Source organism: Aldersonia sp. NBC_00410 (assembly GCF_026342035.1).
Lineage (GTDB): Bacteria > Actinomycetota > Actinomycetes > Mycobacteriales > Mycobacteriaceae > Aldersonia.
On sequence record NZ_JAPENM010000016.1, the window covers coordinates 1 to 18,016 of the forward strand.

At 69.3% G+C, this 18,016-nt stretch carries 10 protein-coding genes; 9 read left to right on the plus strand and 1 reads right to left on the minus strand.

The annotated features are described in order from the left end of the window. The first annotated feature begins 14 nt into the window (after positions 1-14). The 5 genes from OG921_RS25450 (at position 15) to OG921_RS25470 (ending at position 12,398) form a co-directional block, all read left to right on the plus strand. Positions 15-9,176, plus strand: coding sequence for an amino acid adenylation domain-containing protein (locus OG921_RS25450; RefSeq protein WP_266115339.1), 9,162 nt, complete (start codon positions 15-17; stop codon positions 9,174-9,176). A 33-nt stretch (positions 9,177-9,209) separates the two neighbouring features. After that, positions 9,210-10,208, plus strand: a complete 999-nt coding sequence (locus OG921_RS25455; RefSeq protein WP_266115340.1) for an ATP-binding cassette domain-containing protein — start codon at positions 9,210-9,212, stop codon at positions 10,206-10,208. Then, positions 10,205-11,038 carry an ABC transporter permease gene (locus OG921_RS25460; protein WP_266115341.1) on the plus strand — a complete coding sequence of 278 codons (834 nt, stop codon included), beginning with the start codon at positions 10,205-10,207 and terminating at the stop codon, positions 11,036-11,038. Before OG921_RS25455 ends, OG921_RS25460 begins: the two co-directional genes overlap by 4 nt. Next, positions 11,038-11,889, plus strand: a complete 852-nt coding sequence (locus tag OG921_RS25465; protein ID WP_266115342.1) for an ABC transporter permease — start codon at positions 11,038-11,040, stop codon at positions 11,887-11,889. Before OG921_RS25460 ends, OG921_RS25465 begins: the two co-directional genes overlap by 1 nt. Positions 11,890-11,984: 95 nt before the next feature. Then, entirely contained in the window at positions 11,985-12,398 is a 414-nt protein-coding gene (locus tag OG921_RS25470) for a VOC family protein (RefSeq protein ID WP_266115343.1), read from the plus strand. 23 nt (positions 12,399-12,421) lie between these two features. Here OG921_RS25470 and OG921_RS25475 read toward each other — a convergent pair whose 3' ends face one another. Beyond that, complete coding sequence (locus OG921_RS25475) at positions 12,422-13,285, minus strand: LuxR C-terminal-related transcriptional regulator (protein ID WP_266115344.1); 864 nt, start codon at positions 13,283-13,285, stop codon at positions 12,422-12,424. A gap of 151 nt (positions 13,286-13,436) precedes the next feature. Between OG921_RS25475 and OG921_RS25480 the strand changes: the two genes are divergently transcribed. The 4 genes from OG921_RS25480 to OG921_RS25495 all read left to right on the plus strand — a co-directional run bounded on the left by OG921_RS25480 (position 13,437) and on the right by OG921_RS25495 (position 17,995). Beyond that, entirely contained in the window at positions 13,437-14,273 is an 837-nt protein-coding gene (locus OG921_RS25480) for a mycofactocin-coupled SDR family oxidoreductase (RefSeq protein WP_266115345.1), read from the plus strand. 92 nt (positions 14,274-14,365) lie between these two features. Continuing rightward, a complete protein-coding gene (locus OG921_RS25485; RefSeq protein WP_266115403.1) occupies positions 14,366-15,274 on the plus strand; it encodes a MoxR family ATPase in 909 nt (302 codons plus the stop codon). Positions 15,275-15,331: 57 nt separating this feature from the next. Continuing rightward, complete coding sequence (locus tag OG921_RS25490) at positions 15,332-16,258, plus strand: VWA domain-containing protein (RefSeq protein ID WP_266115404.1); 927 nt, start codon at positions 15,332-15,334, stop codon at positions 16,256-16,258. 84 nt (positions 16,259-16,342) lie between these two features. Next, positions 16,343-17,995: an AMP-binding protein gene (locus OG921_RS25495; RefSeq protein WP_266115346.1), complete on the plus strand. Its 1,653-nt coding sequence runs from the start codon at positions 16,343-16,345 to the stop codon at positions 17,993-17,995. Positions 17,996-18,016: the final 21 nt, after the last annotated feature.

Sequence of the window (18,016 nt, forward strand, 5' to 3'; positions counted from 1 at the left end):
GCAGCGACTTCCAGGTGAAGATCCGCGGGTTGCGCATCGAACTCGGCGAGATCGATGCCGGGCTGCAGCGGCACGACGACGTCGCGTTCGCGGTGACCGTCGGTGCCACCACTCCCGTCGGTGCCGCCGCGCTGGTGTCGTACCTGCTGCCCAAGCCGGGCGCAACCATCGACCCAGCCGACGTCAAGATGTTCGTCGCCGAGTTTCTGCCCGAGTACATGCTGCCCGCCGCGATCATGGTCCTCGACGAGGTGCCGCGCACTCCCATCGGCAAGCTGGACCGCAAGGCATTGCCCACCCCGGACTTCGGTGCGCGGGCAGGCACGTCCCGTTCGGCCGCAACCGAGACCGAACGTCTGCTCGCCGGTCTGTTCGCCGAGGTGCTCGGCGTCGAGGCGGTAGGTGCCGAGGAGAGCTTCTTCGCGCTCGGCGGCGACAGCATCATGTCGATCCAGCTCGTGTCCCGGGCCAAGGCGGCCGGGCTGAGCTTCTCGGCGCGGGACGTGTTCGAGCGCAAGACGGTTGCCGCAATCGCGACCGTGGCGACCCGGTCCGACGCCGTGGCGACGCTGGCCGAGTTGCCGGGCGGCGGGATCGGCACGTTCGAGCCGACCCCGATCGTGGCGGCGATGCTGGCGCAGGACGGTCCGTTCGACCGGTTCGGCCAGGCCATGCTGATCCGGTTGCCGCACGGTATCGACCGCGCGACGCTGACCGGTGCCCTGCAGGCAGTGATCGATCGGCACGACGTGCTGCGTTCCGCGCTGCGCGTGACCCAGTCGAGCGGTGCAGAGTTCGGCGACTGGGCCATCGAGATCGGCGAGGTGGGCTCGGTCGATGCCGCGGCGTTGCTCACCCTCGTCCGCGCCGACGCTGATAACGACGTGCGAGTGGTTGCCGACGTCGCACTGCAGGCGGCGGCGGACCGGCTCGACCCGACCGCAGGGATTGTGCTGCAGGCGGTCTGGATCGACACGGCGACCGAAGGCTACCTCTGGCTGGTCGTGCACCACCTCGCGGTGGACGGCGTGTCCTGGCGGATCATCCTGCCGGACCTGGCGACCGCCGCGACCCAGCTCGCCGCGGGCGAGACCGTGGCCCTCGCCTCGTCCGGCACGTCGCTGCGCACCTGGGCGCACGAACAGCGCCGCGCGGCGACCGACCGACGCGCCGAACTCGGGCAGTGGCAGGCAACTCTCGACGGCCCCGATCCCACCCTCGGCGACCGCGTTCTCGATGTGGCCGAAGACCTCGCGGAGACTATGGGGCGCATCGACATTCGGGTGCCGGCCGAGACGACGGGCGCGGTGCTCACCACTGTGGCGCAGCGCTTCCATGGTGGCGCCAACGACGCCCTGCTGACCGCGCTCGCGATGGCCGTCTTGCAGTGGCGGCGCCAGCGCGACACCGCGTGCACGAGCACGCTGATCACGCTCGAAAGGCACGGCAGGGAAGAACACATCGCTCCCGGTGCCGAGCTGGACCGGACCGTCGGCTGGTTTACCAGCATCTATCCCGTGCGGCTGGATCTGGCCGGGATCGACCTCGACGATGCGTTCGCCGGCGGCGCGCACGCCGGTGCGGCGATCAAGCGGGTCAAGCAGCAACTGCGCGAGATCCCGGACAACGGCATCGGATTCGGCATGCTGCGTTACCTGGACGCCGAGTCGACCGCCCAGCTGGCCGCCGCGCCGAGCCCGCAGATCAGTTTCAACTACCTCGGCCGCACCGAACTCGGCGCCCGCGGGCCGTGGTTGCCCGCGACCGATATCGCGGGCCCGGCGGCGACGGCGGACCCGACCATGCCGTTGCCCGCCGTGCTCGACATCAATGCGATCGGCGAGGACACCGCGACCGGAACCGAGCTCGCGGTCACCTGGGCCTACGCGTCGAAGCTGCTCAGCGAGAGCGATGTTCGCGAGCTCGCCGACCTGTGGACCCGCGCACTCGAGGCGCTTGCCGCACACGCCGCAGCCCCCGCGGCCGGTGGTCACACCCCGTCGGACTTCCCGCTGGTGGCAGTGAGTCAAACCGAGATCGAGGGGTGGGAGCAGCAGCATCCCGCGCTGACCGACGTGTGGCCGCTGTCGCCGCTGCAGTTCGGGCTGCTCTTCCACGCGCTCTACGACACCGACACCGCCGACGGCTACACCGTGCAGGCGACACTGACGCTCGCCGGGTCCGTCGATGGCGACCGCCTGCACCGCGCGGCGCAGGCACTGGTGGACCGGCACGCGAACCTTCGGGCCGCATTCGTCGAGACGGTCGCGGGCCCACGGCAGATCGTGCTCGGCGAGGCCGAGGTCGGTTGGCAGGAAATGGATCTGCGCGCCAGCATCGATATCGACCACGCCGTCGAGACGGCGATCGCCGAGGACGGTGCGAATCGCTTCGACCTGACCCGCGCGCCGTTGCTGCGGTTCACGCTGTTGCGGACCGGTACCGACAGCTACCGGCTGCTGATGACCAACCATCACATCCTGCTGGACGGCTGGTCCACGCCGCTGCTGGTGCAGGAACTGCTCGTGCACTACGCGGGTGGCGGCGCCGCGCTGACCCCGCCGCCGGCCTACCGCGATTACCTCGGCTGGCTCGACCGGCAGGACGACGCGACGTCGATCGCCGCGTGGACACGGGCGTTGGCCGGCGTCGACGCACCGACTCGAGCCGTGCCGTCGTTGGCCGGGATCACGTCCACCGAGACCGGTGAGGTCTCGATCGACCTGGGTGTCGACGCGACCACCGCACTGCACGAACTGGGCCGTGCGCACGGGGTCACTGTCAACACCGCCGTGCAGGCGGCCTGGGCGATGCTGTTGCACACCATGACCGGTCGCGCCGACGTCGTGTTCGGTGGCACCGTGTCCGGCCGGCCCGCCGATATCGACGGTGTCGAGCAGATGATCGGTCTGTTCATCAACACCCTGCCCGTCCGGGTGCAACTCGACCCGGCCGAGTCGGTGGCCGACCTGCTGCGCCGGGTGCAGCTCGAACAGGCCGCACTGCTCGACCACCAGCACGTCGGACTCACCGATATACACGCCGCGGTGGGGCTGCCCGAACTCTTCGACACCCTCACAGTTTTCGAGTCGTACCCGATCGACCGGGATGCCCTCGCTCGTGTTCTCGACATCGCAGGGATGCGGGTCACCGATATCGCCGGCACCGACGCAACGCCGTATCCACTGAGCCTGCTGGCGATTCCGAACCGCGTGCGCGACGCGGCGGGCGAACCGGCCGAATCGCTGACGATGACCCTGAAGTACCTCGCCGGCGAACTCGACCACGCGGCCGCCACCCAGGTCCTCGATCGGTTGATTGCGTTGCTGCGGCGGTTCACGGCCGACCCTGCCGCGCGGATCTGCGCACTCGCCACCGATGTGGTTGCCGTCCGGAGCGGCGCGGAATCGGTGTCCGCGACGACGCTGCCGGAGATCCTCGGCGCGGCCGCGACGCGCAACCCCGACGCGATCGCGCTGAGTTCGGGCGGGGTGTCGCTCACCTACCGCGAGCTCGACAGCTGGTCCAACCGGCTGGCCCGGGTGCTGCTGCGCCATGGCGCCGGACCGGATCGGTTCGTGATCCTTGCCCTGCCGCGGTCTGTGGAGTCGGTCGTCGCGGTCTGGGCAATCGCGAAGACGGGCGCTGCTTTCCTGCCGCTGGACCCGAACCACCCACCGGAACGCATCGAGCACATGGTGACCGACTCTCGTGCGCGAATCGGCGTCACCACCACCGCGCAGGGTGCCAACCTGCCCGGCACGATCGACTGGCTGCTGCTCGACGATCTCGCCACTGTCCGCAAGACCATGACGGTGCCCGACGCCCCCATCACGGCCGCGGACCGTGGCGTGCCGGTGCACATCGATCAGACCGCGTACCTCATCTACACCTCCGGATCGACCGGTAAGCCGAAGGCGGTGCTGCTCAGCCATCGCGGACTGGCGAACCTGGTCAGGGCGCAGCACGAGTCGCTCGGGCTCGACCCGGAATCGACCGTGCTGCAGGTGGCTTCGCCGAGCTTCGATGCCTCGGTGTTCGAACTGCTGATGGCGCACGGCGCGGGTGGCCGGCTGGTCGTCGCGCCGTCCGATGTCTACGGCGGCGACGGTCTCGCGGAACTGATTCGCGCACAGGGCATTTCGCACGCCGTCATCACCCCCTCCGCGTTGGCGACGATGGAGCCCCGCGATGTCGACGGCCTGCGGGTGCTCGCGGTGGCCGGCGAGGCGGCAGGCACCGACCTGGTGGCCCGCTGGGCGCCGGGCCGGACCATGCTCAACCTGTACGGTCCCACCGAGTTCAGTGTCTGGGCGACCGGCGGCACCGCCATGACATCCGAGGCGCCGATCACCATCGGGTCGCCCATTCGCGGCGCCGCGGTGCTGGTGCTCGACGACTGGCTGCGTCCGGTTCCGGCCGGCACCGCCGGCGAGCTGTACCTCACCGGCCCGGCGCTGGCCCGCGGGTACTTCGATCGATTCGGGCTCACCGCCGGCCGGTTCGTCGCCAATCCCCATGGTGCGCCGGGCGAGCGGATGTATCGCACCGGTGACATCGTCTCCGTCAACGGCGGCGAAGAGCTGGAGTACCTGGGCCGCAGCGATTTCCAGGTGAAGATTCGCGGCCTGCGGATCGAGCTCGGTGAGATCGACGCGGTGCTCGTCGCCGACGACGCGGTGGACTACGTCGCCACGATCGGGCAGCCGGGACCGTCCGGGTCGACCGTGCTGGTGTCCTACGTGCTGCCGATGGCCGGTGCCGCGCTCGACACCGAACGGTTGCGCGAACGCGTGGCCGCGGTTTTGCCCGGCTACATGGTCCCGGCCGTCGTCGTGGCACTGGCGGAGATTCCGCTGACCCCGGTCGGCAAACTCGACCGCAAGGCGCTGCCGATGCCCGACCTGCGGACACGTCCGAGCAGTACCTACCTCGCGCCGCGCACGCCGGCCGAGCAGACGCTCACCCGCGTATTCGGCGAACTGCTCGGCGTCGAGCAGGTCGGGGTCGACGAGTCGTTCTTCGACCTCGGCGGCAACTCGTTGCTCGCCACCAGGGCCGTGGCCCGGATCAACGCCTCCATCGACGGCACCGTCGCCCTGCGCGATCTGTTCGACGCGCCGACCGCGGCGCAACTCGCCACCCGAATCGACGGCGCGGACGACGGGCCGGTGCGCCCGCTGTTGCGGCCCTACGACCGGCCGCAGCACGTGCCGCTGTCCCCGGCACAGCAGCGGATGTGGTTCCTGAACAGGTTCGACCGCGACTCTGCGGCCTACAACATGCCGATGGCGATCCGGCTGACCGGCGAACTGGATATCGCCGCACTGCACGCCGCCGTCGCCGACGTGATCGACCGCCACGAGGTGCTGCGCACCGTCTATCCGGAGACGGCCGACGGTGCGGTACAGGTGATCCTGCCTGCCACCCGGGCGATACCGCAGTTGGTGGTCGAGCGGGTTTCCGAAAGTGTTGTGGCGCAACGAATACTGCAACTCGCGGCCGAGCCTTTCGACGTCACTACCGCGGTCCCGCTGCGCGGCGCGCTGCTCGAACTTGCGCCCGACGAGCATGTCCTGGTGATGGTGCTGCACCACATCGCCGGCGACGGTTGGTCGTTCGCGCCGCTGGCCCGCGACGTGATGCTGGCCTACACCGCGCGGCTGTGCGGCGAGGCGCCGCAGTGGCAGCCGCTCGACGTTCAGTACGCCGATTTCGCGCTGTGGCAACGTGATTTGCTCGGTGACGAGGCCGACTCGGAGTCGCTTGCTGCGCAGCAGGTCGGCTATTGGGCCGACGCGCTCGCCGGACTGCCCGACCAGTTGGTGCTGCCCGCGGATCGTCCGCGCCCGGCGCTGCAGACCTACCGCGGCGGACGGGTGGCGTTCGAACTCGACCCGGCCACCCACGCCGCGCTCGACGAACTGGCCCGCGCGCACGATGCGTCGCTGTTCATGGTCCTGCACAGCGCGTTCGCGGTGCTGCTCGCACGCCTGTCCGGCTCCACCGACATCGCGATCGGCAGCCCGGTGGCCGGTCGCGGGGACCGCATGCTCGACGAGTTGATCGGGATGTTCGTCAACACGATGGTCTTCCGCAGCGCGGTCGACCCCTCGGCGGCGTTCACCGACCTGCTCGCCGACACCAGGGAGCGCGACCTGCGGGCACTGGCACACGCGGACGTCCCCTTCGAACGGCTCGTCGAGGTGCTCGACCCGGTCCGGACCACCGCCTGGCATCCGCTGTTCCAGGTCGGTTTCTCCTTCGAGAACCTTTCGCCGACCGAGTTCGAACTGCCCGGCCTGCGGGTGTCCCAGGTGGACGTCGACGCCGGAATCTCGCAATTCGACCTGCACCTCGTCGTCGTCGACGGGCGTGACGCCGCTGGCGCGGCCACCGGCATCGAGGGCCACTTCACCTATGCCGCCGACATTTTCGACCCCGACACCGTGCAGGGGATCGGTGAACGATTCGCCCGCGTGCTGCACGGCATCGTCGCCGACCCCGCCCGGCCGGTAGGCGATCTCGCCCTCCTCGGCCCGGCCGAACACAACCGCATCCTGAACGACTGGAACGCCACCGCAGCGGCGGTTCCGTCCGGCACGCTTGCGGATCTGGTCGATGCGCAGGTGGCGCGCACACCGGCCGGTACGGCGCTCACGTTCTCCGGCGAGCACTTGACCTACGCCGAACTCGACGCTCGCGTCAACCGATTCGCCCGCTACCTCGTCGGCCTCGGCGTCGGTCCGGAGTCGGTCGTCGCCCTCGGTCTCGGCCGCTGCGTCGAGCAGGTCGTCGCGATGCTCGCGGTGTGCAAGGCGGGCGGGGCGTACCTGCCCATCGACCTGGACCATCCGATCGAACGCAGCGCGTACGTGCTCGAAATGGCACAGCCGGTGTGCGTCCTCACGACCCTGACCGAGCGGGACCGGCTGCCGGCCGGGCACCGCACCGTCGAGATCGACGCCCTCGATACCGCGGATTACGCCGCGACCCCGCTCACCGATGCGGACCGCCGGGCGGCGTTGAACCCGGGCAACACGGCCTACGTGATCTTCACGTCGGGGTCGACCGGGCGCCCCAAGGGCGTCGCGATCACCCACGACGCGATCGTCAATCAGCTGGCATGGAAGGTGGCCGCCTACGAGATGGGAGCCGACGACACGGTCTTGGCCAAGACGCCGATGACCTTCGACGTCTCGGTCTGGGAGTACTGGTCGGGGCTGGTCAGCGGTGGGCGGACGGTCCTCGCGCGCTCCGGCGGCGATCGCGATGCCGCCTACCTCAACGCTCTCGTCGCCGACGAGGCCGTCACCCAGCTGCATCTCGTGCCCGCCACATTGCAGGCGATGCTGGTCGACGCGGACGGTGCGCTGAGCGCGTCGCTGCGGCACGTGCTCGTGATCGGCGAGACACTGCCGGCCGCGGCCGCGGCGCGGTTCCGGCGGCACAACGACGCCCGTCTGCACAACACCTACGGGCCGACCGAGGCGGCGGTCTCGATTACCGCCTACGAGTCCACCGACGCGGACGAGACCTCGGTGCCGATCGGCACTCCCGAGTGGAACAGCAAGGTCTACGTCCTCGATGCGCGGCTGCAGCCGGTCCCCACCGGCGTGCTGGGCGAGCTGTATCTGGCCGGCAACCAGCTGGCACGCGGGTACTTCGACCGGCCCGGTATCACCGCCGACCGTTTCGTCGCCAACCCGTTCGACCCCGCCGGTGGGCGGATGTACCGCACCGGCGATCTGGTCGCGTGGGGCGCTACCGGCGACCTGGACTACATCGGGCGCACCGATTTCCAGGTCAAGGTGCGCGGCTTCCGGATCGAACTCGGCGAGGTGGAGACCGCGCTGCTGGCCCAGGACGACGTGGCTGCGGGTGCGGTGATCACCCGCGAAGACGAGCGACTCGGCGCGCAACTCGTGGCCTACGTCGTCGCCGAGCGCGACGCCGGAGTGAATACCGACGACCTGTCGCGGCGGCTCGGCGCGGCGCTGCCTTCGTACATGGTGCCCACCGCGTTCGTCGTGCTGGACGAATTGCCGCTCAACGTGAACGGCAAGCTGGATCGCACTGCGCTGCCCGCGCCCGAGTTCACCGCCGCCGAATTTCGGGAGCCCGCAACAGCTGTCGAACGCGCGGTGGCCGCGGTGTTCGCCGACATCCTCGGTGTCGACAGGGTGGGCCTCGACGACGACTTCTTCGCCCTCGGCGGGAACTCGCTCATCGCGACCCAGGCGGTCTCCCGGCTGCGCGCCGAACTCGGGGTCGAGGTGGCCGTCATGGCACTGTTCGCACAATCGACCGTCGCGGGCCTGGCCGAACGGATCGGCGCCGCCGGCGCCGCGATGCGCTCCGCCGACGAGATTCTCGGTGTGGTGCTGCCGATCCGCCCCGAAGGCGAGCTGGCACCGCTGTTCTGCGTCCACCCGGCCTCCGGGCTCGCGTGGGGATACGCCGGGCTCGCACAGAGCATCGACCCGCGTCGGCCGATCTACGGGCTGCAGTCCCCGGAGCTGACCGGCGCCGGGGCACCGGCGTCGATCGTCGAGTTCGCGCAGCTCTACGTCGAGCAGATCCGGGTCATCGAGCCGTACGGGCCATACCAGCTGCTCGGCTGGTCGTTCGGCGGTTTCGTCGCCCACGAGATCGCGGTGCAACTGCGCGCGCTCGGCGCGGAGGTCGAACTGCTCGCCATGATGGACCCCGACCTGGCCTCGCGCGAGCTCGATCCGGGAACACCGCTCACCCCAGTCGAATTCGTGCGCGAATTCGGCCCGGTGCTCGGTATCGACGCCGTCGGCGCCGCCGACGCGGCCGGTGCGGCGCGAGCGGTGACCGAAAGCCTCGGCGGGGCGGTGCACTTCGAGGCCGAACACATCGAGCGGCTGACCTCCTCGTACAACGCGGCGCTGCGGATGATCGCGGGCTTCGAGCCCGGTTGGTTCGACGGCGACCTGGTCTTCTTCAGCGCGACACAGGGCAGCGCAGAACCGGGTGGCGGCGCAGACAGTTGGCGACCGTACATCGCGGGCACCGTGTCGAAGTACCCGATCGATGCCACGCACGACGGCATGGCCGGCCCGGAACCATTGCGCGCCATCGCGCAGCGCGTGCAACAGCACCTCGACATGCCGGCTCCGGGATTTGCCCCGGTCGCCCGTGCCTCCTGACATTCCCACCCTCATGAGCGGAGCGAAACACACATGACCGACAACAACTACGCCGTCCGGGTCGAGGATGTGCACAAGTCCTTCGGCGCCACCGCGGCGCTGCGCGGGGTCACTTTCGACGCCGAACCCGGTGAGGTGCTCGGCATCCTCGGCCCCAACGGGGCGGGCAAGACGACCATGGTCAACATCCTGTCCACGCTCGTCCGCCCCGACTCGGGACACGCGACGGTGGCCGGGCACGACGTCGTGGCCGACGCGCCCGGCGTGCGGGCGTCGATCATGCTCACCGGCCAGTACGCCGCGCTGGACGAGGCGTTGACCGGCGAGGAGAACCTGGTGATGTTCGGCCGCCTGATGGGGTTGCGCAAGCGCGCGGCGAAGGCGCGGGCCGGCGAACTCATCGCCGAGTTCGACCTCGAGCATGCCGCCGGTCGCAGGGTGTCGACCTACTCGGGCGGTATGCGCCGACGCATCGACATTGCCTGCGGGCTGGTCGTGCGCCCCGAGGTGGTGTTTCTCGACGAACCGACCACCGGCCTCGATCCGCGCAGCAGACAGGGCGTGTGGGATCTCGTCGCGAACCTGCAGGGGATGGGCATCACCACGCTGCTCACTACGCAGTACCTCGAGGAGGCCGACGCGTTGAGCGACCGGATCATCGTCATCGACCACGGCAAGGTGATCGCCGAAGGCACGGCCGACGAACTGAAGGCGCGTACCGGCGGAAGCTATTGCGAGGTTGTGCCGTTGGATCTCAAGCGGCTACCCGACGTCGTGACGGCGCTCGGGCCGCTGCTGTCACGCGGGTTCGACCGCGCCTCGATCGCGGGAGCGGACCGGATCGCCGTGCCCGCGCCCGACGGGGCGAAGACGCTGGCCGAGGCGCTGCGCCGACTCGACTTTGCCGGTATCGAACTCGTCGACATCGCTTTGCGCCGACCGTCGCTCGACGATGTATTCCTGTCCTTGACCGGACACATCTCCGATCCGGCCGCCGACGCCGAGCCCCAACGACAGGCGGTCGCCTCATGACCGCGGCCGTGCTGGACGCCGGCATGCGGACCGCCGCGGTGCGGCCCAAGCCGGCCGCGGTTGCGCAATGGTGGGTGCTCACCCGCCGACTGCTCTCGCCAACCCTGCGCAACGGCGAGATCCTCACCTCGTTGCTCGCCCCCGCGGTGTTCACCGTCGGCTTCTACATTCCGCTGAACCTGGTGATGACGGTCTTCGGGCACGGGCTGAGTAGCTATGCGCAGTTCCTCATGCCGATGATCGTGCTGCAGGCGCTCTCGTTCGCCGCGATCAGTTCCGCGTTCCGTGCGGCGACCGACTCGGTCGAGGGGATCAACCGGCGGTTCGGCTCGCTGCCCATGCCGGCCGCCGTGCCATTCGCCGCGCGGATGTCGGCCAACATGCTCCGGTGCACCATCTCGTTCGCCGCTGCGCTGGTGTGCGGATACCTCATCGGATTCCGGTTCTACGGCCCGACGCTGCACACCGTCGGATTTGTGGCGCTTTCGCTCGCGATCGGGCTCGGGCTGTGCCTGTTCGGCGACGTGCTCGGCACCTGGTCACGCAATCCCGAGGCGACGACACAGTCGTTGATGCTGCCGCAGCTCATCCTCGGCATGCTCTCGGTCGGCTTCGCACCGGCCGATCAGTTTCCGTCCTGGGTGCAGGGATTCGTTCGCAATCAACCGATTTCGCAGTTCACCTATGGGCTACGGGCGCTCGCCGGTGACTCGACGGCAAATGCGGGCACGGTCTCGTGGTCGGTCATGGGCCCGCCGCTCGCCTGGGCACTCGGCCTCATCGTGCTGTCCGCTCCGCTCGCCGTCTACATGACAGCCAGGAGGCCCTGATGCCGACGTTGGAAATGGTGCAGGCCCCCGCCGCGCCGCTCACCGACCCGTTTCCCCGGCCGAGCCGCGGCGGCGGCGAGCGGTCGGTTCGGACGCTGCCCGCGCACACCGCGATCCAGACCCGTCGGCTGCTGGTGCGCTGGTCGCGCGACCCGATGACGATGGTGCAGTCGCTGCTGTTCCCGGCGTTGCTGCTGATCATGCTCAACACCGTGCTCGGGCGGCAGATCACCTCGTTCTCCGGTTATGACGCGCTGTACGGCTCGGTGCCGATGACCGCGCTGGTCGGTGTGATGTCGGGGGCGGTCGCCGGAGCGGTGACGCTCGGCCGTGAGCGCAACGGCGGACTGCTCGCCAGGTTCTGGGTGCTGCCCGTGCATCGCGCGTCGGGGTTGCTATCCCGGATCGCGGCCGAAGCGGTGCGCATCGTGATCACCACGATCGTCATCTTGATCGTCGGGGTCGCGCTCGGCTTCCGGTTCGAGCAGGGACCGTTCGCCGCACTCGCGCTGCTCGGCGTGCCGGTGCTGTTCGGGCTCGCGTTCGCCACCATGGTGACCGCGGTCGCGGTGTGGTCGACGAAACAAGCTCTGGTGGAGTCGATCTCGCTCGGCAGCTCGCTGATGATGTTCTTTTCCACCGGGTTCGTCCCGCTCGAGGCCTACCCGGAGTGGGTGCAGCCGATCGTCGAGCATCAGCCGATGTCGTATGCGATCGACGCGATGCGCGGGCTCTCGCTCGGCGGTCCGGTGGCCGAACCGCTGATCGCGGTCACGCTCTGGTCGCTCGGTCTGATGGTGGTGTTCGCGGTGCCTGCAGCGATCGGTTACCGGCGCGCGAGCCGCGGGTAGCGGGCCGGATTACGACTCGGTCGAGACTGGCGTCGCACGGGCCGGGAGCGCTTAGGCTCGGACTCGACGGTGCTCGGCAACCCCAAGGAGCAGGCATGGCATCGCGACTCAACCCCTACATCAGCTTCCGCGACACCGCCCGGCAGGCGATGGAGTTCTATCAGAGCGTGTTCGGCGGCGAGCTGGCGGTCAATACGTTCGGCGAGTTCGGCGGCGGCGAGGGACCGCTGGCGAACCTGATCATGCATTCCCAGCTGGAGACCGACGCGGGATTCACGATCATGGGTGCGGACACTCCGGAAGAGATGCCCTACGACCCGGGTAACAACATCACGGTCAGCCTCAGCGGAGACGACGCGGAGCTGCTGCGCGGCTACTGGGCGAAGCTGTCCCAGGGCGGGACCGTGACGGTGCCTCTGGAGAAGCAGATGTGGGGCGACGAGTTCGGTCAGTGCACCGACAAGTTCGGGGTGCCGTGGATGGTGAATATTTCGGGCGCGGCGAGCTGAAAGTACTGGTCGTCGGTAGCCGACTACGGCAGCAGCCCGGCCCGCCGCGCGAGTACCACCGCTTCGTGGCGCGAGTGCGCGCCGAGTTTGCTCATCGCCGACCGCAGATAGCTCTTCACGGTTTCCGCGCGCACCGAGAGCCGCGTCGCGGCCTCGGCGTTGGTGGCGCCGAGCGCGACCTGGGCCAGTACGTCGATTTCGCGCGGGGACAGGGTGGCGTCGGCTGAATCGGTGGACGCGGTTTCCCCCGACGCCACCGCGGCCAGGCGGGCGGTGAGTTTCTGCAACCGGGCACGCTCGGTCTCGGGGAGGTCGGCGGCGAGCGCACGCAGCTCGGTGTGGATCGCGCGGAGTTGCTCGGTCCCCGGCAGCGCGCCACCCCGCGTCTCGTGCGCGGTGCGCATCCGGAGCCGACGGTCCACCTCGTCGCGGATCGTGATCTCGGTGGCCAGGCGCCTGCCGGCCTGCATCATCTGGTCGGCCGCCCGATCGCCGATCGGGCCCGCGGCCCGGTCGGCGGCATAGAGCACTGCCCGTGGCGCGCCGCCCACCACCACCGGAACCGCGAGGACCGCACGGATCCCTTCGCCGTTGACCGGTCCGTCGTAGTGGTGGGTGATCGACCGCGCGCCCGCGTAGTCGCTGACCGCGAACGGGCGCCGCGATGTGACCGCAGTGCCGCCGAGGCCCGAATCGGGTGCGACGAGAAGTCCGCGCAGGCCGCTGGTGCGGGTGCCGAAGAACTCGGAGAGCAGCAGCATGTCACTCGCGTGCACCTCGCCGCCGAAGAGGATGGGTGCGGCGCCGGCCCCGGCCAACCTCCGCAGTTCCGCGCGCAGCGCGTCGCCATCACGCGGACGAAGCAAATCTGTACCGGAAGTACTCATGAGCAGGGCGAACATCTTTCGCGGGGAGGTGCGACACATGGTAGACGATCCGGCTGCGGCGATCGGGCGCTTTCGTTATGGCACTCGATGACATAACTTGAGACGCGTGTCACACCAGGCGCGACACGATGATCGACAGGGAGTCCGACGGATGGGTCAGCTCGACGGCAAGGTCGCCTTCATCACCGGTGCGGCGCGGGGGCAGGGCCGAAGTCACGCAATCAGATTGGCGGCCGAAGGTGCCGACATCATTGCGACCGACATCTGCAAGCAGATCGATTCGGTGGGCTACCCGCTCGCGGGCCCCGACGATCTCGCCGAAACCGTGCGACAGGTCGAGGCCCTCGATCGCCGGATCGTGGCGCACGAGGTCGACGTCCGCGACTCCGCCGGGATGCGGGCGGCCGTAGACGACGGCGTCGCCCGATTGGGCCGCCTCGACATCGTGTGCGCCAACGCCGGCATCGCCACTTTCGGCACGGTCGCGGACATGACCGACGAGATGTGGGACGACATGATCGAGGTCAACCTGTCCGGCGCCTTCCGGACGGTCCGCGCCACGATTGGGCACCTGAAGAAGAACGAACACGGCGGAGCGATCGTGCTGACGAGTTCGGCCGCCGGACTCAAAGCCGTGCCCAACCTCGCGCACTATGCCGCCGCCAAGCACGGGCTGGGCGGGTTCCTCAAGACGCTGGCCCTCGAACTCGCGCCGTTCAACATCCGGGTCAACGCGGTGAACCCGACGAGCGTCAACACCGACATGATCCACAACCAGCACACCTACGACATGTTCCGGCCCGATCTGCCGGCCGGCACCGCCACCGTCGAGGACGTCGTTGTGGGGTTCAAGGCGTCCAATGTGCTGCCGGTCAAGTGGGTGGAGCCCGACGACGTCAGCAACGCCATTCTCTGGCTGGTCAGCGACGCCGCCCGGTACGTCACCGGCGTGCAATTGCCCATCGACGCGGGAGCCGTGATCAAGTGACACGTAATGACAATCTTGCCGCCGTCGCGGACGCTGCGGCGGGCGACGGTGCGGTGCGCGCGAGTGGCGAGAGTTCGACGACGGTGCGCGAGATGCGGGATCGGGTTGCCGCCGCGGTGGTCGGCCGCGAGCACGAACTCGACATGCTGCTTGCCGCGGTCGCGGCCGGCCGGGATGTGCTGCTCGAAGGGCCGCCGGGAACCTCCAAAACCACACTGCTGCATGCCATCACCGACGCGTGGGGCATCCCGCTGCAGTTCGTCGAGGGAAACGCCGACCTCACCCCGAGCCGGTTGATCGGGCACCACAACCCGGCCCGGGTGCTGCGTGAGGACTACTCACCGGACAATTTCGTGGCGGGGCCTCTGATCGAGGCGATGCGCTCCGGCGGGTTTCTCTACGTCGAGGAGTTCAACCGCACACCCGAGGACACCGTCAACACACTGCTCACCGCGATGGCCGAGCGTCGGATTGCCGTGCCCCGCGTCGGCATCGTCGCCGCGCGCCCGACGTTCCGGGTCGTCGCGTCGATGAATCCCTACGACAACGTCGGCACCACCCGACTGTCCACCTCGGTGTACGACCGCCTCTGCCGCATCGCTATCGGGTATCAGGACGATGCGGCCGAGCGAGCCATCGTCGTCCGCCGCACCGGTATCGATTCCGACCGTGCGATCGCCGACGCGGTGGCGCTCACCCGCGCCACCCGGGAACGCGAGGACATCTGGCAGGGATCGAGTGTCCGCGGCGCGATCGACCTGGTGCTGCTGATCAATCAGCTCGCGGCGATCCGCGATGTCGTACTGCCGCAAGCAGATTCGGTCTCGCCGCCGCGAGGGCTGCCGGAGTCCTACACCTCGATCGTGCTCGATGCGATGCACGTGGCACTGTCGGGCCGCATCCACCTCGATGAGACCGTCGACGCGACACCGGAATCGGTCCTCCACGAGATCTGGCAGGATCACTTCCTACTCGAACCCGCAGCGGCCGAGCCGGGTTGAAGACCGGTCGCCGCGGATTCGCCGGTGCAGCGGCGCGCTCGCAGCGGCGTCCGCGGCATGGCTCCCCTGCGCCGCAAGCCGAAGCAGCTCACCGAGGAGCCGACCGCGTTCTCGGTGTCCGGTAGCGGTGCCGGCACGGTGTTGCGTGGCAGCCGGTCACGATCACGGACGCCCGATGCCACGCAGAAGGGCACGAACGCCGCGGAGACCGACGAGCAGGGCGAACAAATCCCGCTCGATCAGGAGGGTGGGACCACTGCGGACCCGCAGACCAGGCTGCTCGCCCAACGCATCGCCCGTCGACTCTCGGTAGCGCGGCCGCGCCGCGACGTGCGACCGCGCCGTGGGGTCGGGGATCTCGCGAGCCTGCGCTGGCGTGGTGGTTCCGACGATGTCGATCTCGATCGGACCATCGAGGTGCTCGCCGAGAATCCGCTGCCCGAGGACGAGGACATCGTGGTCCGCGAGCGGCTGAAGCGGCGGCGCTCCGTCGTTCTGGTCGTCGATGTTTCCGGGTCGATGAAGGGCGAACGGGTCCGCACAGCCGCAGCGACCGTGGGTGCGCTGGCTGCCGAACTCGCTCGCGACCGGCTCGGCACCGTCGCGTTCTGGTCCGACGCCGCCGTACTCGTCGGGTTGGACGAGACCGTCGAGCCTGCAACAGTGCTCGACCTGCTGCTGCGCATCCCGGCCCAGGGGCTGACGAACGTCGGTTTCGGGCTCGACCTCGCGCGGCGTCAGCTCGCCGGAGTGTCGCCGACCCAGTCGCGGGTGCTCCTGCTGTCGGACTGCGTGCACAACGCCGGACCCGATCCGCGGCTGCTCGCGGCGCGGCTACCGCGCCTCGACGTCCTACTCGATGTGTCGGGGGAACACGACACCGAACTGGGCCGCGACCTCGCGCGGGCGGGGCGCGGGCGGATCCGGACGATCCGCGATTACCGGGACGTGGCGCCCGCGCTGAACGCGTTCCTGGGCAATTGAGCCGCACCCCTGTTCGGGGGTAGCGCGGGGTCGAGTGTGACGGGGATCCTAGTTCGGCAGGGCACCCGACGAGGAGTGATAGAGATGCCGACAGACCCGCAGACCCGCGTGCGCGAACTACTCGATCGCTATGCGACGCCGCAGGCGTGTGTCGCCGAACTGCTGTGCGACGGACACCCGCAGGACGCGATCGCCGCCACGATCGTCGAGTCGGACCTGTCCGCCACCGACCTGACCTACGGACAACTGCGCGAGCAGTCCGAGCGGTTCGCGGTCGCGCTCGCCGAACTCGGCGTCGAGCCGGGGGACCGAGTCGCCACATTGATGGGCAAGTCCGCAGAACTCATCATCGCGGTGCTCGGCATCTGGCGGCGGGGTGCGGTGCACGTGCCACTGTTCACCGCGTTCGCGCCACCGGCGATCGCGTTCCGGCTCACCGCCAGCGCGACCAAGGTTGTCGTCGTCGACGCCGACCAGATTTCCAAACTTGCTGCGGGCGAAGATGTTCCGGATAACCCGGGCTGGATCACGGTGGGCGTCGGCGGTACCACGCAGCTGCAGTTCGCCGATCTGCTCGCGGGCGCCGATCCCGCCGACGAGCGGGCCCGCGCTGTCGCAGTCGGTGCCGAGGCGCCCATCGTGCAGCTGTTCACCAGCGGGACCACCGGAACCCCCAAGGGCGTGCCGGTTCCGGCGAAGGCGCTCGCGTCGTTCCACGCCTACCTGGAGTTCGGTCTCGACGTCCGCGCCGACGACGTGTTCTGGAACGCCGCGGATCCGGGCTGGGCGTACGGCCTCTACTACGCGATCATCGCGCCGCTCGCGGCCGGGGTGCGGACGATCCTGCTGCACGCCGGCTTCTCCGCCCCGCTGACCTGGCAACTCATCGAGCGCTTCGGCGTCACCAACTTCGCCGCGGCGCCGACGGTGTACCGCAGCCTGTCCGCGGACTCGACGGCCCCGCCCGAGGGCATCCGGCTGCGGCGCGCGTCCTCGGCCGGCGAACCGTTGACCCCCGACGTGGTGAGCTGGTCCGACGCGACGCTCGGTGTCGCGGTGCGCGATCACTACGGGCAGACCGAGCACGGCATGTTCATCGTCAACGCCTGGCACGATGCGCTGCAGCCCGGGGCGAGCGCAGCGACGGGAAATGTCACAGGGGTGCCGCCCGGGTCGATGGGCAAGCCGCTGCCGGGCTGGACCTGCGCGGTGCTGTCCGAGCAGAGCGACGACGTTGCCGAGCCGGGCACGTTGGGCCGGGTCGCCATAGACACGACGGCGAGCCCGCTGCTCTGGTTCCACGGCTACGTCGACGCACCGGAGAAGACCGCATCCCGCTACACCGACGACGGCCGTTGGTACCTCACCGGTGACGCCGGGTCCGTGAGCGAGGACGGTTTCTACTTCTTCTCCGCACGCGACGACGACGTCATCATCATGGCCGGCTACCGCATCGGGCCGTTCGATGTGGAAAGCGTGCTGGTGATGCACGAAGCAGTGGCCGAAGCCGCGGTGGTCGGTATGCCGGATCAGTTGCGCGGCGAGGTGCTCGAAGCGTTCGTCGTCTTGCGCGAGGGAGTCTCGGGTGACGACGCGCTGATCGCCGAACTGCAATCGCTGGTGAAGAAGAAGTTCGCCGCGCACGCGTACCCGCGGCAGGTGCACTTCGTCGAGGAGTTGCCGAAGACGCCGAGCGGCAAGGTGCAGCGGTTCCGGTTGCGCCAGGGCGAGGGCTGATCGTTGCGGGGCTGACTGTCG